The sequence below is a fragment of the Quyinboa mangrovi genome (assembly GCF_042219825.1).
In the GTDB taxonomy this organism is placed as follows: domain Bacteria; phylum Bacteroidota; class Bacteroidia; order Bacteroidales; family UBA5342; genus JBHJHP01.
In genome coordinates this window covers 1-22,209 of record NZ_JBHJHQ010000004.1, presented here as the reverse complement: position 1 = coordinate 22,209, position 22,209 = coordinate 1, and the positions used below count along the sequence as shown (strand labels likewise).

Below are 22,209 nucleotides of genomic sequence, written 5' to 3'. Positions count from 1 at the left end.
CACTGTGTAAATCACATGTTATATCGGATAATTCAGGCTAACAGGTATAAAATTGAAAGCTATTTATGTTTAACTAAATCTGTTTCATTTGACAACTTATCAGGGAACAATTTGAGCCTTTGTCCATTCACGGTCATTCAGGTTGATATCGCCGTTAGGATTATAAAACAAGTCATCATTCTGAATATAATTCCCCTGGCTGTCCATCCAGTATTCCGTGGAACCGGCATCTACCTGGTAGTTATTCCCGGTTGCGGGATTATAAACCGTTTCCTGTTCGTTGATCATATTCAGAAACTGGTGTTGAGAATTATCACTTCCGCTCCCAAAGTTCCGGTTCATGAATGATTTATAATTCGCATCCTGAGCGGCATATATGCCTTTCATTTTACGCTGATGGGCATCAAATGCGGCCTGACGGCTTTGCATATTAGCCTGATGCTGCCGCATGGATTCCTGTATACGTTGCTGGGTCAACAGGTTTCTGTATTGCACCCACTTCGGATTTTCTTTCATACTGATGGCAGACCCGGTCAGTTGGGTCACGGCATTCTCATAAACCGATTCTCTGGAAAACAAATATTCCGTAGAATAATACCAAACCGTTGAACCACCCATAAAAGGGTCCGGTTGCTTCAGGATATATTTTGAAATGATAACCAAAGCCTTTTCACCCTTATTATTGGTCCATTCGGTATTTAATATTTTGAAATAAAAATTTGGAATGTTCATCTCATTTATCTTTCCCTGAATAAAATTATTCAGTTCCGGGATATTCCGTTCGCCCTGATAGACAAATCCGCTTTTTTGCATTCTGCCTTGCACTTCATATTGCAATATCTGCTGGTTAGATGCTTCAGGGCTTACCATCTGTGACATTCCGGAATTCATTAAATACTGGTTCATCTGCTGATTATCGTAGGTAAAGTACATTTTAATTGGCGTATTGAAAACCTTCAGATTATCCGGGCCCTGTATCTGCATTAAAAACACCGGCAATTTCTGATCCATGGTATAACTGGGCTTGCTGATCACCTGCCATGCAGATGGAAACTCTTCGGTATAAACCACCAGACCGGTTCGGGCATCCTTAAATTCATGTATCTGTTTTTTATTTGATCCGGAAAACCAACCTGTTTTTTCTGTTTTGGCATCTAAACCAAACTGTTCTGTTGCCGCTCCGTTTTCTGTAGTATTCTGCGATCTGCCTCCATTACATGCAGCAAGAAGCACGAGAATTGATATAAGTATAAACTGAATGCGTTTCATAACAAAAAATTAAGTGACTACATCATTACATCGAAAGCATGGGATAATGTCATCAGAAAATGATGTCCATTTTTATTTGTCCTGAATAACCTTTGCGTTATTTCCGCACAAAATTAAAGGCATACCCTACTGAAAGTTCAAAATCAATGTGCCCCAGAACGTTCATCGTATTATCTGTATCATTCATAAATTCAACATCAGGATAGCCTTCACTCCACTCAGATTTAAATCGGTTAAAACCATATCCAATTCTGGCTGTAAAACAGATTCCAGGCTTTGTCACCCATTTTTTACCCACATTAACACCAAAAGACCTGTTGGAAGTCACATGGGGATAATCATGTGACGAGGTCAGGATATCACCATTATACGTGGAGTAGTTGACTATACCATCAATTTGAGAATAATTATAAAACAGACCTGCAAACAGCGAATTGATTTTTGGTTTAAAATGATAGCGGTAATTCAGAAAAAAACCTTTTTCCGGATAATCAGGCACCGAAATAAGCGGAATACCGATAACTATTTCATGATTTGGCCATATCATCCTTCCGTAATTAATATACAGCGAGGATGTATAAAAACCATTCAGTCCTATATTGACAGAGTTTTTCAGCTGAGACTGGTCCCTTGTTTTCCAGTATTGTGCCGGACTGTTTATTGAAATGAATACTACCGAAATCAGCAGTAAAAGACGTTTTTCACCATTTAAGTATTTCATTAGCCTTGATGTTAGATGATAAACCGTTCGTTCAGTTTATACCCTTACATCGCAGCGGACTAAAAATGTCATCAGAACAGTGCTTCAAAAGTTAGTTTAGTTTAATACCGAAAGTGCATCATCCAGCGAACCAACAAAATTAATGTGCCTGTTTTTGTTGCTTTCGCGAATAAAATCGTTCAGACTCTTACTATCATATTTAGTAAAATCACCAACTATGGCCAGCCGCATCCGGTAATTTGAGAATTTCTGCAGTATTTCTCCGGCCATCCCGTTTTTCAGTTTAAAAAACTCATTGGTAATATTCTTTTGATGCAGGATAATCTTTTCTATGCCCTGGTAATACATATTGCCAAGCAAATTCAGTGCATCTTCCGCGGAATTAATTACGATACCTTCTGATTCGACTTCAGCAATATGTCCTTCACCTGTTTTATGTTTGTGTATTTTCATCGTCAGCTTACTTCCTATTGATTATATACAAATTATCCCTTTAAACTTTGAATCACATCAGTTTTCCGCAGCCGGGAAACCGGCACATTATCCCCATTCATCATAATCAGGTAACCACCGTCCGATTTTATTAAAGTCTTAACAAATTCTGGATTAATCAGATGGGCCTGATGTGTGCGTATAAAACCATGTACCGAGAGAATCTCATCAAATTCTTTCAGGCTCCCCGACACCATAAGTTCCTTACTTGTTGTTGTGATAAATCTGGTATAACTCCCATCGGCTTCCAGACGTATGATATGCTTTACCTCCACAAAATCAATATGATCAACAAATGGAAGAGCGATTCTCTTATTTCTGTCAGGCTGTGAGATATTATGCAACAAATTCTGCAAACGTATATTTTCTTCTTTTAGCTTAATCCGTTGTTTAGCCTTTTCAACTGCTTTCACGAGTTGATTTGACTCAATGGGTTTTAAAATATAATCAACAGCACTGAATTTTACCGCATTTAAACCATAGTGGTCGAATGCAGTAACAAATATGACTTCAAACGCCGGATTTTTAAATTTGGCTAACAGATCAAAGCCGGTTCCATCCTTCATTTCAATATCTAAAAACAGTAACTGCGGTTTTGTTTGGTTCAAAAGTTCAAATCCGTCAGAAACACCATCTGCAGTTCCGGTAACACTAATTTCAGGACAATGTAATTTTACAAGAGTGACAAGATTTTCCCTGCCCCTGACCTCATCATCTATAATGACGCAATGTATCATGCTCCCTAACCGATTTTAAGCGTAATTATGACCTCTGCCCCTTTCCCCGATTCTCCTGAAGAAAGTTCAAGCCGACCATCATTTCCGTAAATATTGTCAATTTTTTCCTGAATTAAAACCAGGCCCTTCCCTTTTTCCGTGCACTGATCCAGAGTTAAATGGCCAAATCCCGGACCATTGTCCCGGATTCTTATCACAATATCAGATCCATTTTCCTCAATCTTTATGTTGATCTCTCTTCCCCCCGGGATTTTAGAAATCCCGTGTTTAACGCTGTTTTCAATTAAGGGTTGAAACAACATATACGGAATTTCTGTCAGCTCTGTTGAAACGTCGGAATCCACATCAATACGGAATTTAAAATCAAGCCTTAATTTTTCAAGTTCCATGTAACTGTTAACCATTTCAAGTTCATCGGACAGTGGTACCAGTTTCTTGTCTGCATTCTTCAACACACCGCGAAGTAAGTTTGAGAAACCAACCAGGTATTGGTTAGCCAGTTCAGATTGCGCTGAATTTATAAGTTGCTGAATAGAGTTCAGTGCATTAAAAATAAAATGGGGATTTAACTGCGACTGAACCGATTTTAACTTAAGTTCCTGCAGCAACTGTTGCTGTGCATTGCGCTTCTTCAAACGGTTAATTCGCATCCGGTAAATCATCATTACCAGAAGTCCTGTTGCAATTACCGATATTGCTATCAATAGCAATAAACCTGCTGTCTCATTTTTTGACTGGTCTTCATAGTCATCAATAGCATTTAATATTTTCGTTTTGTATGATCCTATATCATTTCCGTACACCCTTTCAAAACTTTCATTTAACAGAATCCTGCCCTTATCATTATAAAGTAGCAGCATCGGACGTTGGGACTCGATAATATATTTATCAAGCTTTCGGGTTTGTGAAGGGTGTCCATAGAGTTCCAGATGATCCGCGTCATTCAAAGATTTATAAGAAAGAAGTCCATCTGAAAATTTCAACAGATCATGATTTACACGGTAAGAGACTGTTTGCACAAAATCCGGAATACTATCCACAAGCAGTTTAAACTCATCTACCCTATCTGTTTCTCTGTATAAAAATACGAGACCGTACTTACCTCTGGCAGGAAGGATGCTTATCTTCTGATTATTTTCTGTTAATACATCTTGAAAGGGTAGCATCTCACCAACCTGTAATGCCTTATATCCATTAAGAATTTGGGTAATATACTTCTTTAATATGGTATCACCACATACTGTTTTAAAATTTTCGTACTTCTTTATATCCTTACCAATTTGATTATAGCTATCGTCACGCGTTAAAGTTCTATACAATTCGAAGTAGAGCGGAAAATCTGTATTTTGAATAATACTTTTGTAATACTCGTAATCAAACCCCTTTTTTGTTGGTGAACCTACAGCATTAATCAGGTAGTCTTTTCTTTTATTATATTGCCTTACGAAATGGAATATTCCCGGCATACCTTGACCGGGAAGGCCAGTGTAGTAATAGGATTTCAACGTAAAAAAATCCAGAATAGATGTTTTGAACTGCTCTGGTTCAAGACTGTCTAACGCAAAATATCTCATTTTTAATAGCATTAAAAGTTGCAAATAACTTTTAAATTCTGCATCTATTGCTGCGTCTTCAACCAATTTTGCATTTAACTCCGGATTATTGTTCCACCAACTGCTGTTGTCACTCCCCCGGATAATCACACTATCATCCATTAAAGTTACCTGGATAGAATCACCAGGTTCAAGAAATAAATTAATGGCATGTCTACTACCCGGAAAAAAACTAAATGAAGTCCCGCATTTCAATGCATAGGTTTTTTCAGCCTTACGTGAATCGAATATGATCAATCCGGGAATTCCTGATTCATCCATTACAAATGCGGGATTCCCCGAAGCTATCCTAATAATATTATTAAAACTGTTTGGTTTTTGAGATGCCTCCGTTCTTTTATCCACTATTTCAATCTTAGCCTTTGTTGGTAAGGGGAAACTGGCATTGGTAATGGCAAATACTTTATGCTGGTGTTGATCCATAAACGCATAAGGTAAATCATTGAATAAAAAATAGGCTGTACAAACAGTACGACCAAACTCTTTCATGCCTCTAATCAAATATTTCCTTTCTGAGTTTATAGCATTCCCGAGATAATCCAACTGTCTTAATCCTGAAGTATCTGATACTTCTTTTCTATAATTTTTAGCGTTAAAAATAATTTTGGAGGTCTTTTCGATCAACATTGGGAATGTATTGTTGTTATTTGGAATACTTCTTGTTACATAATAGGAGACTAACCCCCTACTACCGGATTTATAAGGAAGAAAATTTCTTAGGTTAAATTGAACATCATACCTATAATCATGAAGAATAGTACCATGATCATCTATGCTTATTGTTCCAGTTAATGATTTTCTAATACTATCTATATCTTCCATAAAAAAATCAGGATACCATGAGTCAAAGTCAAAAACATTGTCCATTTTTCTATATTTCTTCATTCTAAAAGTAGGACCAACTTCTTTATAGCGCAATACTTTGTAGCTCCACTTTACCGGTTGTCCGTCTTCAATTTCAGAACAGGTAAAACGGAGTGAAATTAACTGGGTGTTTTTAGGTTCACTTCCCTGGTGAACCGTATGATTACGAAATACAGGTACACCTTCAAATTCCATTTCACATTCAAACCAATCACCGGGCTTAAACTGGTTATTTTGATTTTGTCCTTTTACAGCAGATAACTGAATGAATAGAATTAAAATACAAACAATAGCATGGTAATTTTTCATACATTCACATTTAAAGATTCACTACGAATCTCCATAAAAATCCTGTTCAGTGCTTCTGATAATTTATGTAATGTACTACCGGATTTGTATGCGGTAATTATTTTGTCAACTCCAGTGCGAGATCAATATATGTATACACATCTTTAGGATGGTGGTTGATATATGTTCTGCTTCTTTTCTCACCCAGGCGAACCACCACCATATTCTTTTCGGGAATGGCGAACACATATTGTCCCAGAATGCCTCTCATATAAGGGATATGCATGCCCTTGTAATTCAGGATCCATAGCTGATAGCCGTAATAATCCACCGGATCGCCATCCTCACCAACCAGATATGTTGCGGGTGTCAAGGCTTCGGTCATCAACTCCTTCGACACCAACTGTTTCCCGTTCCAGTTGCCATGGCTCAACATTAACTCACCCCAACGTGCAAAGTCCTTTGCATTGGAATTAAAACAGCAGTAGGCTTTTTCAACACCGTTCTTTTTATCCAGGCTCCAAAGGGCATCGTATTGCGCATTCATAGGTGTCCAGAAATACCTGCTCACGTAATCTGACATGGTCATATTTGTTGCATTTTCCAGTACCAGCGAAAGCAACTGTGTATTTCCACTTTTATATTTAAATACTTTTCCCGGCTCTTCCACAACTTTTAAGCCGGTTATCAGGCTCATCAGGTTTGATCCATAATAGGATTCCGTGGTTGTGTTAAAAAGACCGCCATAACTCTCTACCCAGTTAAGTCCGGACGACATGGTCATCACATCCCTGATCCGCAGATCCTTGTTTTCAGGATTATCATATTCAGGCACGAAATCTGATACGCGCTGATCAAGCGACTCAATAAACCCGTGATCGATAGCAGACAATATTGAAAATCCGACAATGGTTTTACCTGCTGAAAAAGAATTGGAATAACTTGAATCCGAGTATCCCATCCAGTATTCGTCCAAAAACAACATACTGTCTTTAATGATGGCATAAGCCACAGTGTTATACTGAGCCAGACTATCAACCCAGTTATCCGGAATTTTCACTTCCCCATATAACGCATCTTTCTCCCAGGGTTCCGGATCAGCTGCCACAACCTCCCGGTTATTAAAAATTTTATAATCATCAATATCAACAGTGAGATAGATCAATGCTCTTTGTGCATATCGTGGGAGAAATGCATAAACCACTAAGATCAGCAAAATAATAGCACCTGTAATTTTTAAGCCTTTTCGTTTCATTGGGTTATATTTTATAGATAATAAGAATCAAGAACCAAGAACCAAGACTCAAGATATAAGATTTTTCGAGAAATCCTCCGTACTGACGCTTCGGTCAGGAAACCTCTCCCGAAGCTTCGGGATAAAAAAAGAGGACTTAAGAGCGCACTATTTTAATAAGTAAAACAATCTTGTGTCTTGTGTCTTAAAAAAAGCAATTTACAAAAGATTTTTGGTTCAGCTTTCTGAACATATATAATTTATGTTCTTTTGTACCAATTATGGAAATTGATATTCTGTACAAAGACGATTATTTGGTACTTGTTGACAAACCGGAAGGTTTGCCCATACATATGACACAGGGAATGCCGCACGATGCTGATTATTTGACTAAGGTAATTGGCAAACAACTGAATTGTTCAGTATATAATGTTCATCGTCTTGATGCCAAAACTTCAGGGATAGTGCTACTTGCTTTAAGTCCCGAAATTGCCCATGAATTAACGCTTTTGTTCGAACAAAAGAAAATAACCAAGACTTATCATGCCATTGTCAGGGAAAATCCGGGATCAGGAACATTTGATAACAAGGTAAAGAACCAGGGCAAGCGCGGTTCAAAAAATGCTGTCACGCATTACAATACCATGAAAACGGTCTCTACAACTATCTGCTACAAAGAATTTGAGAATGTATCACTGAGTCGGGTTGAAGTTACACCCGAAACCGGTCGCTGGCACCAGATAAGGCAACATTTTGCACAGGGTCGATTCGATATTATTGGTGATAATAACCACGGCGACCGGATGCTGAACAAGATTATCGCTGAAAAAACTGACATCAGCCGGCTGTTGCTTCATGCATCATCGTTGCAGTTTGAACATCCCATAACAAAAGAAGTCCGGACATACACATCCGAACTTCCAGTATCTTTTAATCAGTTGCTCCATTCAGAGTTTATCTGACCATAAATTTTTTCGCAATTTTATTTTCTCCCGACTGCAGCTGAAAAATATAAATTCCACTGTTTAAATTAACCGGCAAAACCGTTTCTTCAGCGCTATAACTTACCTGTGTATATACCTGCTTTCCTGAAAGATTAAATATAGAAATATTTACATTTTTAACCGGAGGATTTAATCTGACATGGACTTTCCCTGAATAATCAGCAAATACCGATAAATTGCTCATACTTGCCTGTGCAAACTTTGGTTGATCAATATCCATAATCACATTATCCTGCAGATACATGGTAAAATTGATATCGGAACGATCCGGATTTTCAGCTGTCACATTAAATTTCCTAATCTGATCCTGTGTGAATCCGGGATAATCCACATAAACAGAATATTGTCCTTCATCCAGTCCAGAGAATGAATAGTTTCCGTTTATATCAGTAAGTTGCTCGTTAATCCATTTGTCTTCCGAAACAGAATACAGTAGCACCATGGCGTTCATTTTTGCGGCACTGCCTGAAACACCATTATCGGTTGAGAAAGCATCCAGTTCATTTACGGTACCACTTACCGAACAAATACCCTGCGGATATACTTTAGGGATCAGACTGATATTGAATGCGTAGTCTCTACGGTTTCCAAGAACAGATTCCTGGTCATTAACCCATCGTACACTATTTTTATGATACCTGGTCATTAGTACTGTGTCGTTGCCCACCGGAACCAAATTAAAAAGATAGGTTCCCGTTGGAATCAAAAACTCCTTCCGCATACCCATTATAGTATCCTGAACAGGAACGGGCACATAAATACCGTCCGTTTTTTTCAGAGCCACAATCTCATAGTCAATTGTATCCAGCAACGCACCATCAATTTTTACTCCAAGCGACAACCAGGAGTATCCGGCCGGAGGCAACAATCTTACATTACTTATTTTAATTGACATATCAGGGAAATCCCCATGACGAACCTCACAAATATATGAGCCATTATCTACATATGTTGCAGATTTAACAACATAGCCACTTTCATCAGACCAGTCCTGAACCAGTTTATTATCCAACAAATACCGATATGTTGTTTTACTATCGGCTGTATCGATAAAACTGGAATTAGGCATATTCAGATACACGGAATCACCAGGATGCAGGTTTTTTAAGGTAGTTAACGGAAATGTTCTTTGAGGGTAATAATTGGCTTGATCGCCAATGATGCTCATGTTCTTTTCCAGATCGGTAAAGTCAAGATAGTTTGTATGAATCGTAAATACAACATTACCTGGTATATTGGTGAGTTGCATCAATCCTGAAAGATCCGGAATATAAGAGAAATAATTATTATTAAGTTTTAAAGTTCTAAGCTTCGTAAGATTGGCCAGTTCATCAGGAATAGAATCGGTAAAAGCATTATCATTGAGAATAAGATATTTCAGATTTAACAGATTCCCTACGCTATGAGGTATGGCTCCCGAAAAACTGTTTTTGCTTAAATTGATATTTTCCAGTTTGTGTAATGTTCCTATTGTTTCAGGAACAGATCCGTCAAACTTATTATCATTCAAATACAATGTTTTCAGACTATCCGTAGATCCGATGCCCGCCGGAATATGACCGGTCATCTGATTGTTGGAGGCCCACAAAACCTCCAGCATATTCAAATTCGCGATACCTTCTTTCAGTGAACCACTAACCTGATTAAACGAAATGTAAATATATCGTAAATCCGTTAAGGTGTAAATCTCATCCGGCAGAACTCCTTTAAGGTTATTTCCACTGAGGTTAATTGCCTTAACTTTCTGATTTTCGCAGACTATTCCGTACCATGTATTAACGTTACCGACCAACCAATTATCCGACTTCACCCAGTTCTCACCAGCGGTAGAGTTATACAAAGCAACTAAAGCCAACGAGTCATTTTGTGATACTGACTGTGCCATTACTACGACACTAAAGTCAATAAGAAACAATAGCGCTAATACTCTGTACAATTTAAGCATTGGTAGATTTTTTGTGCAAATTACAAAAAATTATCGATTTTAACATAATATTAATAAAATATTTACACTGGGGCTTCGCTTTTACATAAAAATAACCTCTATTGTTTCATCCTTAAAACCACTATCCCCAACATGTGTGTATGTGCATCCAGATATTCTGACAGAGGTACATCAGAAACCATTACTTTATGAAATTGTGAAGATGCATGTAAAAAATATAAGATATCATTCTTTCGTAATGCAAACCCAACATGAGTAAAGTCCAGCCCTTTAATATTGGTTGCAATGGCGACAATATCTCCATCTTTAATCCCTACTCCTTCAGACGTTAAGGAGGACTTTGGAATAAAACGCACATTTGCTTTACCTATACGTTCTTCAATCAGTTTCAGTGAATCAATCTGTGTTGGCCGTTCCAGCCTTGGATACAGATCAGTATGCGCACTCATAAAATAAACCGGGGGTGCATACGGTTTTCCTCCGAGTTCACCGGTAACATCCTTGACTATGCCGGATTTTTCCGCATTAATAATCCAATCCGTAAAGTAATGCAACCTGCTTAGGTAACCATTTATTATCCCTTCCCTGTAGCGCAGATTCCTAAGATTACTCAAATAATCATTTTCTGATCCTCCACTCAGATATAATGCGATGCTGTTCTCAACCAGCGTAACACAATCGAATCCGGTGAGGTCTACAACCAATCTTTCCCTGCCTGGAATTTCCAATGAATGCGATTTATACGGATAATTTATAAATGTAAAAGCAACCTGTTTGGGAGAATTAAAGTTGTGTTCGGCCAAAACTGAATCCAGCATTTTTTCTGAACTGCCGGCATAATACACAGATTGTTCCTGAGCCTGACAGGCTATGAATGAAAATGCAAGTAAACTATTGATAATCCATTTTAACATGAAGTAAATTAACGATATTCACCGCTTATTTCAAAATAATCATAACGGGAAGATGATCGGAAAAACCACCATTATATTTATATCCAGAAAATGTTCTGTAAGGTCTTTCCCCTGTAAACTTATCATCCTTTTCCATCATAAAAGGAAAGCTGATAACCTTTTCATACTCCTTCACAATCAGGCCATTGGTTTTGCGTTCAAACAATGATTTATTGACAATAAACTGATCCAGATAACCCCACCGACCCTGATATTTGTACGACCCCTCATCACTGGAGTACAAAGCTAAATTTATAAGTGCTCCGTTCTGTGATGCCCCAAGACAGTTGGTAAGGCTTTCATCTTCGGGGTAATCATTAAAGTCCCCCATAATGATAATATTGCAGTTGCTATCATTGAGTATCAGTGAATCAGTCATTGATTTTAGCACTTCCGCCGCTCTGCACCGGAGAGGTCTTGATGTAACTACTCCACCATACCGTGAAGGCCAGTGATTGACAAAAAGATGAACAGTGTCTTTTTGATTTAATATTCCCTTGGAATAAAGAATATCACGTGTTCTGAAGTCCGGGTCATCGGTAGTTACCATAATAAACCTGCTGACAATCGGACAATAAGTTTCCTGCAAATACAATAAAGCTACATCAATTCCACGTCGGTCCGGAGATTCTTTATGGATCAGTCCATACCGGTAATTTTTTAAAGGGGAATATAAAATTAGTTTATTCAGGATATTTCGGTTTTCGACTTCAGCCATCCCAATCAGCTCAACAGGCTGCATACCTCCTGCCGCAATTATTACTTTAGCAACGGCATTAACTTTCTTTCCAGCTTTATAGGAAGTCCAGTGCCGTTGTCCTTCAGGAGTAAATTCACCATCGTTTGTCAGGGAGTCATTCATGTGGTCGAACATATTCTCCACATTATAAAACATAACTTTAACACTATTTTCGTCCACCTCCTGTGCATAAAGCGATGAAAACGAAAAAAAGATTAAAATTAAATATAAGACGTTACTCTTCCTTTTTGGCTTTTGGAACAAACTCAATGGCTCCAAGGTCGGGTGCTTCATCTTTTAAGCGGTAATTTCCAAAAATATCATATTCCAGATCTTCTGTAACAAAATCCAGATTACCAGCATTTATTGCAGGAGACAAAGAATCCAGACTGAAATCAAAATCATCGGCCGGACTAACAAACCTCGGATCTTTGTTCCACATCACATGTTTAAAATGGGCTCCGTCTAATGTATCCACATCCGGTGCACCTCCTTTTATTATACAGTAATTGAACAGATAATTAAATTCAGCATCTACCGGCTCCTGATCCACAGTATTTACAAGGGCAATTTCAGTTTGAAGTGTACCATAAATTATACTGTTCAGGAAATCTGCCTTAACCAGATCCCTTGCTATAACTCGCTTATTTTCTGTCAAATAATAATTATTCAACGCTACAGCAGGTGTTTTCCCACGTCCCCAGGTGTAGTAATTTCCAATGGTACACTGATTAAAACTGTAACTTCCTCCGATACCCAGATAAACATTAAACTGTCCACAATTTGAAATGATGCAATTGGATGCATCTATAACTGCTCCCTGACCATAGACCCCCACCGCCGTCATATTCTGAATAATAGAATTTGTAATTTTCAGAGTTGGTTTATCCTCTGTAACAACTGAGTCTACCTGAATACCAATTATTCCATTTCTGATCCGTGCGTAATCAATTTCATTATTCATACTTCCCGCAAGCAATCTTATATATCCCCACTGCCCGGGAACCTTTTCATATGGAAGTCCATCAAATAGTTCATCCAATCTGGCACCCCTTACCTGGACCGGATTATCCAATGTACCGTTAATTTTAAGTGTTCCCTTAACTAGAATACTGACATTTTTTTCCAGGTAAAGAACAACGCCTTCATTTAAAGTCAACGTCTCCAACGAATCAACTACTATATGATCATGCACTAAGTATGGCTTATCACTGGTAAGTTCAGTTGTTTTTAAAAGAATTGCCTTAATCGTATTATCTCCGCTATGAATACCAACGGTAAATTCTGCATTTTCCACACTCAAATGATGAACGTCCTGTCCGAAGGCCAACAGTTGCACGAACTGCTGATTACCATTAGTTATAAAAGACAACGAATCAGTTATAACCAATGGAAGATCTCCGTTATTGGCATCAAGTGTAGTTTCCACAAAAACATACATACTATCCCTTGCCCTGATAATGATGTTACTGACCTTTTTATCAACTCCACCATCATATCCATCCACGTTGATCCGAAATGGTGATAATTCACCTCCACTTAAAGCTACCTCAGAAATTTCAACGTCTTTATCATAAGGGTTGTATACCCTGAAATTAAGCGTAACTGAACCAACTGTTGTGAAAACGGTATCAAAAGACAATGTATCAACCGAGAATTGCAACCTGGCGTTAGGATCCATATTAACATCCTCGCGCTCACAGGCAAAAAAGATGACAACAAGCGCAAGTAATATGATTTTCAGAGCGTGTTTCAAGCTTACTTATTTTATTCGTAATTTATTAAAATATCTTAAAAAAATCAAATTTCTGTTTAGTGAAAATCTTTCTAAATTATAACGTTTAACAGACCTAAAAAGTATCAGTAAAGAAACCTTTAGTTATCAGATGAGATGTAACTTTTGACAAAATGATCAGGCAATCTATTCCAAATGCATCAATAAGTCATTCTAAATAAGGGGCTACACGTTAAACCTGAAATGCATCACATCGCCGTCATGTACCACGTAATCTTTTCCCTCAATGGCCATTTTTCCTTTTTCTTTGCATGCAGCCTCAGACCCCAAACTCACATAATCGTCATATTTGATCACTTCTGCCCGGATAAAACCTTTTTCAAAATCAGAATGGATAACGCCCGCCGCCTGCGGCGCCTTGTCACCATCGTGAAACGTCCATGCTCTTACTTCCTGGGGGCCTGCTGTAAAATATGTTTTAAGGTTCAGCAATGAATACGCTTTTTTTATAAGTTTTGAAACACCGGGTTCATCCAGGCCAAGATCATCAAGGAACATTTTCCTCTCCTCATAATCCTCCAGTTCCGCAATGTCCGATTCTGTAGCCGCAGCAATAAGCATAACTTCTGCATTTTCATCTTTTACAGCATTCTTAACGGCCTCCACATACTCATTTCCTGTTTTCACAGCCGATTCGTCAACATTACAGACGTACAGCACAGGTTTGGTGGTCAACAGATACAAATCTTTGGTTACTGCTTTTTCCTGATCTGATAATTCAACGGTACGCGCCGATTTGCCTTCAAGCAGGGCAGACTGGTAGCGCTTCAATACATCAACCAGACGTTTGGCCTCTGCATCTTTACCGACCTTGGCGATTTTTTCTGTCTTTTGCAGGCGATTCTCAACAGTCTCAAGATCCTTTAACTGCAACTCCGTGTCGATTACTTCTTTATCACGAACCGGATTTATTGAACCGTCCACATGAACGATATTATCATTATCAAAGCAACGCAACACATGGATTATAGCATCTGTTTCACGAATATTTGCCAAAAATTTGTTCCCCAGGCCTTCACCTTTACTGGCACCCTTTACCAAACCCGCGATATCAACAATTTCAACTGTTGCCGGAACAATTTGTTTCGGCTTCACCAGTTCAGCAAGTCTGTTCAACCGCTCATCAGGAACCGTAATAACACCAACATTCGGTTCAATGGTACAAAACGGAAAATTTGCCGACTGAGCCTTCGCGCTCGACAAACAATTAAAAAGGGTTGATTTCCCAACATTCGGTAATCCTACAATTCCACACTGTAACGCCATTATTGTATAAATTATATTTTTTTGCAAAAGTAGTGTTTCATATCCTTTTTTAACACTAATCCTTAAAATAGTTAACTATTTTGCACCAATAAAAAGCTTGCTGTATTTTTATGGAACGTTTTATATCAAGAGCATGACTAAGCTGTTATAAAACAGGAATAAAGATGAAACTATAATAACAATTCATTGTTTTATTTGTAATGTGTATAAAATACAGTGAAAGGTTAATTGAGATTAAAGAAATATTTCTGTAATTGAAATAATTAATATCTTTGCCACTCCTGAAAACAAACGAATATAACGAACAATAAAACTCAAAAAAGATGAAAGTAACAGTAGTAGGTGCAGGTGCCGTAGGTGCGAGTTGTGCTGAGTACATTGCAATTAAAAATTTTGCAGAAGAAGTAGTATTGGTGGATATTAAAGAAGGTTTTGCTGAAGGTAAAGCCATGGATTTAATGCAAACTGCCTCTTTGAATGGTTTTGACACAAAAGTTACAGGTGTTACCAATGATTACTCAGCAACAGCAGGAAGTAATGTAGCAGTTATTACAAGTGGTATTCCCCGCAAACCAGGAATGACACGTGAAGAATTAATTGGTATTAATGCAGGTATTGTAAAAACAGTTGCTGAAAACCTGATTAAGTTCTCTCCTGAAGTTATCATTATTGTTGTAAGTAATCCGATGGACACAATGGCTTATCTAACACACAAAGCTACAGGTTTACCTAAAAACAGAATTATCGGAATGGGTGGAGCCCTTGACAGTGCCCGTTTTAAATACAGACTTGCTGAAGCGTTAGGTTGTCCTGCTTCTGATGTGGAAGGTATGGTAATCGGTGGCCACAGTGATACAGGTATGGTTCCGTTGATTGAAAAAGCAACGCGCAACAGTGTTGCTGTTTCTGAATTCCTGAGTGCTGATGTTCAGTCTGAAGTTGTGGAAGCGACTAAAGTTGGTGGTGCAACCCTTACAAAACTGTTAGGCACAAGTGCCTGGTATGCTCCCGGTGCTGCTGTATCAGAACTGGTACGAGCCATTGCGCAGGATTCTAAAAAAATGTTCCCCTGTTCTGCACTCCTTGAAGGTGAATATGGTCTAAACGACATATCTCTAGGTGTTCCATGCGTACTGGGTAAAAACGGTATTGAAAAAATCGTTGAAATTTCTTTATCCGATGCTGAGAAAGAAAAGTTGGCTTCTTCTGCTGAGGGCGTAAGAAAAGTTAACGGTCTTCTATAAAAACAGAAATTTAATTTCAACATATATAAAATAGGGATCTTCAAATTTGAAGATCCCTATTTTATTTTCAGATTACATCCTTCTAATTTTTAATTATCAGGGTTGCACTTTGGTTATTATTCTGAATCACTTTAACAATGTAAAGTCCTTTATCAAGTGATGATCCAATAATGCACCTATCTTTTGCAACTGCTACTTCAATCAATCGTGAATTAATATCAAATACCTGATAACTGAAAGTACCTTTTACGACCAGATTGAAAGTAGATTCCGATGGATTGGGATAGCATTTAACGTCAAGATTCTTATCCGTAAACACGTTATCTACCGAAGTACTCGTCCCCAGTTTATAGTAAGGAATTATAAGTTTTCCATCAAGATCCTTGTGTGCAAATACAAAAGACAGGATATTCTGGTTCAGCAGCAATTCGCGATCAACCAGACCTTCAGCCGTAGCAGTATTGCTCTCAGAAACGTCAAATTCAGTCCAGGTCTGCCAGTTATCTGCCGCAGAAGCAAAATAAACCATATATCCCGGTGCAACCACATAAAGGTTATCATTAGCATCTACTGCAATATCACTTCTATCCACCATCACCGGTGCAATCGGGTCACTATGCCATGTACCGAACTCATCCTGATAAATATGTCTTAACCATGCCGGCTGACGTGATCCGGGCCATGCACTGTTATCGGGCTGCGAATCCAGCATATAAGATTGCAGGATATGTATTCCTCCTTTACTGTCTACGGCCTGAGCTTCCTGGTTAATCAATCCCCGGTTTTCACCAATATTATATACTTTAAACCCTGCTTTGTTATAGTTCAGCGGATCGGTGCCGGTTGTTGCAATCTTAGTACCTGCTGCATTATACCAGGTACGACCATTATCATCGCTATATGCATATGATACATCGTGATTCGTTGAGGCTGTAGGTGTTTCACGCCACACCATGGAAACATGTAAACGTGTACCGCCCGGCGTGTAGTGCAAACCGTTTATATATCCGCATTTACTTGTATATCCTGCCGGCATACCGTCCTCTCTTCCATGAAGATACTCGCCAACATAACTCCAGCTTCCGTTGTATTCCCACAGATGAGAATTACCATCACCGCTCCATCCCGTTCGACATTCAAATAACAGATTCCCATCCGGTTCTGAAATAAAGCGTGGATAAGTTACTGCACCTGGAAACGTAGCATCAGTTAACTGCTGTCCATCTACCAGGTAATTTTGAATAGCACCAAAAGAAGTTGCACTCCAATCTGCAGTTTCAGGATTATTAGCCAATCCAGGATCAGACATTCTGTATCTGAGAGCATCATTGTGATGATCGAACGCAATATGTATGGAACCATCCTTTTCACATATTCCAAATGAAATGGTATAATGGTTGTCAGCTAAATCGTGGTTGGAGGTATAGTCTGTAAAATCTATTTCCTCCCAGTTACCATCAGGCAAATGCTTACGTGCAAGACAAACATGTTTAGCCTTATTCCAGTAAGCAACATATTGATAGCCCTTGTAAGTCGTTACAGCATCCTGCTGAAATGAAACGAAGTTTGATCCGTTAGCAGTCACGAAACCATTGGTTGTAATTACATCAATTGGCTCTTTTACAAAATGAATAAAGATATCCGGATTAATTTCCAGTGCCCCTTCAGGATCTGTAGTTTCGGGGATATATGTTTTCTCAACATCACCGGTAATCAGCATGGAATCACATACAACATCCAGAATATCACCTTTAGACGCAGATGAACTGATATCATAAGTAATCCAAAAGAAGTTATTACCCTTTACAAGCGGATAATCAGCAACAAGTTCTACAGACGTGCCCGGTGCTGAACCTGTTTCTGCAACCAATGCATCAGCACTGAATGTTGAATCATTTCCTGTAGCGTATATCTTCACATTTTGAATATCCGACAAAGATGTCGTACCTGTTGTAGAAAGATACATCGCACCAAGAGAAAGCGGATTAAACATATTCTGAGTGACCACTTCAACACACATCACCACATTATCCTGTGTTGCCGTATTTACATACGTGGTTGGCTGAGAAGCGTCAGAACTTTTGAATTCCATCTGACTGAACAGATCTGACAAGGAGAAGTATGTTGCTTCACTTCTGCTAAATGTATTATCATTAGCTGTAACATCTGTTATATCCGCATTGAATATTCCACCCCTGTCATCAAAGGAATAATAAGCGAATAAATCCGTTTCATCTCCATTAAGCACAACAAGTTTGTTTGCTTCAATTTCCTCCGGAGTCCTCACAGACTTCCAAATCCTGACCTCATCGACCATACCTTTAAACGTACGGCTGGCTACATCACTATCCCATCCCATAAATAGATTTCCTGAAGAAAAATCAAATGGTGCATATTTTGAATCAGCTGTTCCAGCCCGTGTTGATTTCGCAAGAGCACCATCCAGATACAAAAGACGTGTTGAATCGGTTAAAACAAATGCTACATGATGCCATTCATTTGGCGTAACGATGGCTTCAGACACCGTTCCGTAATCAACTTCAGAGGTTCCCGGAATCATATCTGCACCTGTAATAAACCGTATTCTGCCTGATCCCTGCCATCCGGAAGCATATTGCAACCCGAAGTTTCCGGGACGATTAAACAACAGGCCGGCATTATCAACCTGGTTACCATTGGGTTTAAACCACATTTCAATCGTAAACGGCAACGTGTTTAGGTCTAATCCTGACATATCAACATTACTTGTAGCATTACCATCACCAGGGAAAGTAAGGCCGTAATTCAGCCCTTCGGGAACTACAGGATCGCAATCATCTCCTATCCCATCGCCATCCACATCCGTTTGATCGGGATTAGGCAGATCCACACAATTATCAAGATCGTTTACAATACCATCACCATCCAGATCATCATCACATTCATCACCAATACCATCATTATCGAAATCAAACTGATCGGGATTGGAAACATTCGGACAGTTATCCTTATATGCGGGTATGCCATCCCCATCATCATCGGCCAGACTTATTGATGGCACGTAGGTTCCGCCGGTTATGGTTCCGTTATTATGATTGGCTGTCAGATCTGTTGCTTCTGCAGCCTGATCATTAAAATTATAATATGCCACCAGTCCTGCTTCATCGCCATTAAGCGTTTTAGTCCTGTTATCCTCAAGCTCCTGAAGGGTACGCTCGGTGTTCCAAACCCTCACTTCATCCATTATCCCTTTAAAAGTTCTGTCAATAATAGCTTTATCATACCCCAGATAAAGCTCTCCACCGGTAAAATCATAAGGTGAATTTGCCGTTGTATTGGATGCAAGTGACACCCCATCCACATAAATCGTTTTTGAACCGGAGGTAACGACAACTGCCACGTGGTGCCATTCATCTGTTGAAATAGCGGGAGTTACAACCTTATCGCCACCGTAATCCAACCTGAGCATGTTAACACCTTCCCAGTCTGCCGCATAATAAAGACCGGCATTTGAGGTACCCCTGTGATAAAACAAGCCAGCATAAGCCGCCTGCGTACCTTCAGGCTTTATCCACATTTCAACCGTAAATGGTAATGTTGTCAGGTTTAGACCTGAAATATCAATGTTACTTGATGTTCCATTTCCGCCGGGAAGATAAATGCCATAATTATCCTGAGCCCCTGAATCGACAGCTGACAACAGTCCTGTTATGATTAATACACCTAATAGACGTTTACGTAGAAGTTTAAGTTTCATATATCAATAATATTAGTTATTTCATTTCATTTGAACTGAATACTGCCGAGGAGTTTAAAAGACGTTTTGCTCAGCATGCATATAATCATGCACTATATTTTACTAATCAATTCCTTCTGATTCAATCACCTCAACCGGAACAAATTCGAGAAAATCGAACATGAATTCACCCGAACGTGCTGCTATTACCGTAAATGTGTGTGTGCTGGCTTCCTTAAATGTATAAATTCCAAGAATTCTCCTCAAATAGCCATCGTTTATACGTGCATTACCGGTAAACCATGTTGTATTAGCTGCCTGGAAGCTGGCTGGCCCTTTCATATATCCTCTGTTCCGCATCATTTTATCATTCTCAAATCCCTGTGGATCAGCAGAGTTTGAACCCGGAACTTCATAGCCAATGCTTGGATCTGTTGCAAAAATTCTTAAATCCAGTGGGATTCCACATGGAATACCATCCCAGTAAAGCTGGGCGGCCCCACGTTTTGTTTCAACTTTCCAGCCAAATCTAACCTCATAAGTTCCGGCCGGGACAGCGGGTGTTGTTATTGTAAAATTGTACAATCCTCTTAAATAAACTTCGTCCCCCTGATAATCAAGATATCTGTCGTCTGCATTAAAATATCCGAATTCGGTTCCTTCAGAGACCTGTACCCTTTCAATATAACCCGGAGGAAATTTCCATAGTTCAGAGTTAATGCCTGCCACATTGACCTTACCTCTAATATTGTTATTCATGAATTCAGGGAAAAAACTGGCCGCATCCATTCTTAACCTCTTACTGGAGATATAACTGGCAAACTTAAAATCGTACGCCAGAATTTTATCAATTTCATGATAAACGCCATTGATCGCATCATTATCGTAGTTGTCAGGATTTAGCCTGACTGCACTTTGAGGATCATCCGGATTAACCATATTAAAAAGATTCGTTTCACTTGAGCTCCTGTTTGTGCGTACCTCCATCAGTGTATTCGGACACATGGTTTCGATGTATTCGAACATATTATACGTTTTAATGGAATGGTTGGTTTCATCCCAGTGAATAATGAAATTCACATAATTTATTTCCTTGTTAATCAGATGGTATGCAACAAATCGGTTCAGGCTGTTTCTCCTGTCAGTAATATCAGTTATGCCAGCATCCGAAGGATATACAACGTCATATATTTGTTTGGCATAAGCTGCCATTTCATCAAGAGTTGTAATTCCATAGCTTGCATATGTCGAATCACTTTCCACCATTGCTGTAAAACCATATTTTCTGGTTTTGGGGACTCTGACATTAGCAGCCGACTGATCAATATAAAAAGCATCCGGATCGTAAGATTCATCCTCAATAGGAGTGAGCATCTTATCCAAATCAGTAGCTACCAAAGCTTTATAAAAAAGCTTGAATTTCGGATCAGACGATAACGCTTCCACAAGGGTCTTTTCGCTTGGTTTAAGCACCTCTCCTATTTCATGAATTACGCCATTATGAAGTTCAATATCAGGCTGAAGGATTGGAGCAGTTTTATTTACCTTTATTGTGAGATCACCCGTATTAAAACTTGCGTAGGAAATTGAAATAAACCTGTCACTCATCGTTTTCTGTGTCAACCTGCCTTCCACAAATAAATCACTGGAAACCACAAAACCGTTAATAATATGGTCATATGCAATTTTTGTCAGCGTATCCAATGGAAATTCAGACAAATCATTCCTGCCCTTCTCCTTATAAAAGGCTCTCATCGCTTCGTTGTCAGGTGCAAAGCAGGTAAATTCTCCATAGGCATTCAGCAAACTCATCACCTTAGTGGTATCCAGAAGCTTTACAAATTCTGAATAAACATCCGGACGTGTCCGAAGGTACTGCCCAACTAGCTCACCTGTAAATGTGTAGTAACTTTTCTCTTCAATTTTATCGCTGTTACACGCCTGAAGCAGAAATAATGATACTAAAACTGATAAAATAATATATTTAAAACTGTTACCTGAAAATTGCATTTTCATATCACATGATTGTATTTTGTAATAGTTGCCCTGAACCTAAGCCAATTCAAAAGTATCCAATTTAAAAGAAAATTAATAAAACAAAAACAAGAATAACTAACAATTATTTTAAAAATAACGATGAATACAATAAAAAGAAAGGGTTACCAAACGGCAACCCTTTCAAATAAAATATTTTAATAATACTAGTTAGTTTTAACAACCTTAAACAATTTACTTGCACCAGCACTTTCAGCCTTAATGATATATAATCCTGAGCCGTCAATACTAATGTTTTCTTTGCCTGAAGATGGTACAACCTGCTTAACAACTTT

15 protein-coding genes are annotated in these 22,209 nt (G+C 38.7%); 2 read left to right on the top strand and 13 right to left on the bottom strand.

The genetic code is table 11. The features are described 5' to 3' along the window. Nucleotides 1–99 precede the first annotated feature (99 nt). The 6 genes from ACE1ET_RS08895 to ACE1ET_RS08870 all read right to left on the bottom strand — a co-directional run bounded on the left by ACE1ET_RS08895 (nt 100) and on the right by ACE1ET_RS08870 (nt 7,239). On the bottom strand, nt 100–1,269 hold the full coding sequence (locus tag ACE1ET_RS08895; RefSeq protein WP_375728039.1) for a hypothetical protein: 1,170 nt from the start codon (nt 1,267–1,269) through the stop codon (nt 100–102). Between the two features lie 97 nt (nt 1,270–1,366). Further along, nucleotides 1,367–1,990, bottom strand: coding sequence for a hypothetical protein (locus tag ACE1ET_RS08890; RefSeq protein WP_375728038.1), 624 nt, complete (start codon nt 1,988–1,990; stop codon nt 1,367–1,369). 96 nt (nt 1,991–2,086) lie between these two features. Then, complete coding sequence (locus ACE1ET_RS08885) at nt 2,087–2,443, bottom strand: DUF4180 domain-containing protein (RefSeq protein WP_375728037.1); 357 nt, start codon at nt 2,441–2,443, stop codon at nt 2,087–2,089. A gap of 32 nt (nt 2,444–2,475) precedes the next feature. Further along, entirely contained in the window at nt 2,476–3,219 is a 744-nt protein-coding gene (locus ACE1ET_RS08880; RefSeq protein WP_375728036.1) for a LytR/AlgR family response regulator transcription factor, read from the bottom strand. A 5-nt stretch (nt 3,220–3,224) separates the two neighbouring features. Continuing rightward, nucleotides 3,225–6,005: a sensor histidine kinase gene (locus ACE1ET_RS08875; protein WP_375728035.1), complete on the bottom strand. Its 2,781-nt coding sequence runs from the start codon at nt 6,003–6,005 to the stop codon at nt 3,225–3,227. A 97-nt stretch (nt 6,006–6,102) separates the two neighbouring features. Continuing rightward, a complete protein-coding gene (locus ACE1ET_RS08870) occupies nt 6,103–7,239 on the bottom strand; it encodes a serine hydrolase domain-containing protein (protein ID WP_375728034.1) in 1,137 nt (378 codons plus the stop codon). 260 nt (nt 7,240–7,499) lie between these two features. Between ACE1ET_RS08870 and ACE1ET_RS08865 the strand changes: the two genes are divergently transcribed. Next, nucleotides 7,500–8,180 carry a pseudouridine synthase gene (locus tag ACE1ET_RS08865; protein WP_375728033.1) on the top strand — a complete coding sequence of 227 codons (681 nt, stop codon included), beginning with the start codon at nt 7,500–7,502 and terminating at the stop codon, nt 8,178–8,180. Here the strand turns inward: ACE1ET_RS08865 and ACE1ET_RS08860 are convergent. The 5 genes from ACE1ET_RS08860 to ychF form a co-directional block, all read right to left on the bottom strand. Continuing rightward, nucleotides 8,173–10,167: a T9SS type A sorting domain-containing protein gene (locus ACE1ET_RS08860; RefSeq protein WP_375728032.1), complete on the bottom strand. Its 1,995-nt coding sequence runs from the start codon at nt 10,165–10,167 to the stop codon at nt 8,173–8,175. The genes ACE1ET_RS08865 and ACE1ET_RS08860 overlap by 8 nt on opposite strands. 98 nt (nt 10,168–10,265) lie before the next feature. After that, nucleotides 10,266–11,081 (bottom strand): N-acetylmuramoyl-L-alanine amidase-like domain-containing protein, encoded by an 816-nt coding sequence (locus tag ACE1ET_RS08855; RefSeq protein ID WP_375728031.1) that lies wholly within the window; start codon nt 11,079–11,081, stop codon nt 10,266–10,268. Nucleotides 11,082–11,106: 25 nt separating this feature from the next. After that, nucleotides 11,107–12,039, bottom strand: coding sequence for an endonuclease/exonuclease/phosphatase family protein (locus ACE1ET_RS08850; protein WP_375728030.1), 933 nt, complete (start codon nt 12,037–12,039; stop codon nt 11,107–11,109). A gap of 55 nt (nt 12,040–12,094) precedes the next feature. Then, on the bottom strand, nt 12,095–13,615 hold the full coding sequence (locus ACE1ET_RS08845) for a hypothetical protein (RefSeq protein ID WP_375728029.1): 1,521 nt from the start codon (nt 13,613–13,615) through the stop codon (nt 12,095–12,097). A 204-nt stretch (nt 13,616–13,819) separates the two neighbouring features. Then, entirely contained in the window at nt 13,820–14,920 is a 1,101-nt protein-coding gene (gene ychF / locus ACE1ET_RS08840; protein ID WP_375728028.1) for a redox-regulated ATPase YchF, read from the bottom strand. A 323-nt stretch (nt 14,921–15,243) separates the two neighbouring features. On the opposite strand from ychF, the gene ACE1ET_RS08835 reads away from it, so the two are divergent. Beyond that, complete coding sequence (locus tag ACE1ET_RS08835) at nt 15,244–16,164, top strand: malate dehydrogenase (RefSeq protein ID WP_375728027.1); 921 nt, start codon at nt 15,244–15,246, stop codon at nt 16,162–16,164. An 82-nt stretch (nt 16,165–16,246) separates the two neighbouring features. Here the strand turns inward: ACE1ET_RS08835 and ACE1ET_RS08830 are convergent, their stop codons facing one another. Then, nucleotides 16,247–19,900 carry a BNR-4 repeat-containing protein gene (locus tag ACE1ET_RS08830; protein ID WP_375728026.1) on the bottom strand — a complete coding sequence of 1,218 codons (3,654 nt, stop codon included), beginning with the start codon at nt 19,898–19,900 and terminating at the stop codon, nt 16,247–16,249. Nucleotides 19,901–20,002: 102 nt separating this feature from the next. Further along, nucleotides 20,003–21,895, bottom strand: a complete 1,893-nt coding sequence (locus ACE1ET_RS08825) for a fasciclin domain-containing protein (RefSeq protein WP_375728025.1) — start codon at nt 21,893–21,895, stop codon at nt 20,003–20,005. Nucleotides 21,896–22,209: the final 314 nt, after the last annotated feature.

Excerpts from the sequence above, each read along its gene's own strand:
- ACE1ET_RS08895 (WP_375728039.1), bottom strand. The coding sequence starts at position 1,269 with ATGAAACGCATTCAGTTTATACTTATATCAATTCTCGTGCTTCTTGCT.
- ACE1ET_RS08890 (WP_375728038.1), bottom strand. The coding sequence starts at position 1,990 with ATGAAATACTTAAATGGTGAAAAACGTCTTTTACTGCTGATTTCGGTA.
- ACE1ET_RS08885 (WP_375728037.1), bottom strand. The coding sequence starts at position 2,443 with ATGAAAATACACAAACATAAAACAGGTGAAGGACATATTGCTGAAGTC.
- ACE1ET_RS08880 (WP_375728036.1), bottom strand. The coding sequence starts at position 3,219 with ATGATACATTGCGTCATTATAGATGATGAGGTCAGGGGCAGGGAAAAT.
- ACE1ET_RS08875 (WP_375728035.1), bottom strand. The coding sequence starts at position 6,005 with ATGAAAAATTACCATGCTATTGTTTGTATTTTAATTCTATTCATTCAG.
- ACE1ET_RS08870 (WP_375728034.1), bottom strand. The coding sequence starts at position 7,239 with ATGAAACGAAAAGGCTTAAAAATTACAGGTGCTATTATTTTGCTGATC.
- ACE1ET_RS08865 (WP_375728033.1), top strand. The coding sequence starts at position 7,500 with ATGGAAATTGATATTCTGTACAAAGACGATTATTTGGTACTTGTTGAC.
- ACE1ET_RS08860 (WP_375728032.1), bottom strand. The coding sequence starts at position 10,167 with ATGCTTAAATTGTACAGAGTATTAGCGCTATTGTTTCTTATTGACTTT.
- ACE1ET_RS08855 (WP_375728031.1), bottom strand. The coding sequence starts at position 11,081 with ATGTTAAAATGGATTATCAATAGTTTACTTGCATTTTCATTCATAGCC.
- ychF (WP_375728028.1), bottom strand. The coding sequence starts at position 14,920 with ATGGCGTTACAGTGTGGAATTGTAGGATTACCGAATGTTGGGAAATCA.
- ACE1ET_RS08835 (WP_375728027.1), top strand. The coding sequence starts at position 15,244 with ATGAAAGTAACAGTAGTAGGTGCAGGTGCCGTAGGTGCGAGTTGTGCT.
- ACE1ET_RS08830 (WP_375728026.1), bottom strand. The coding sequence starts at position 19,900 with ATGAAACTTAAACTTCTACGTAAACGTCTATTAGGTGTATTAATCATA.
- ACE1ET_RS08825 (WP_375728025.1), bottom strand. The coding sequence starts at position 21,895 with ATGAAAATGCAATTTTCAGGTAACAGTTTTAAATATATTATTTTATCA.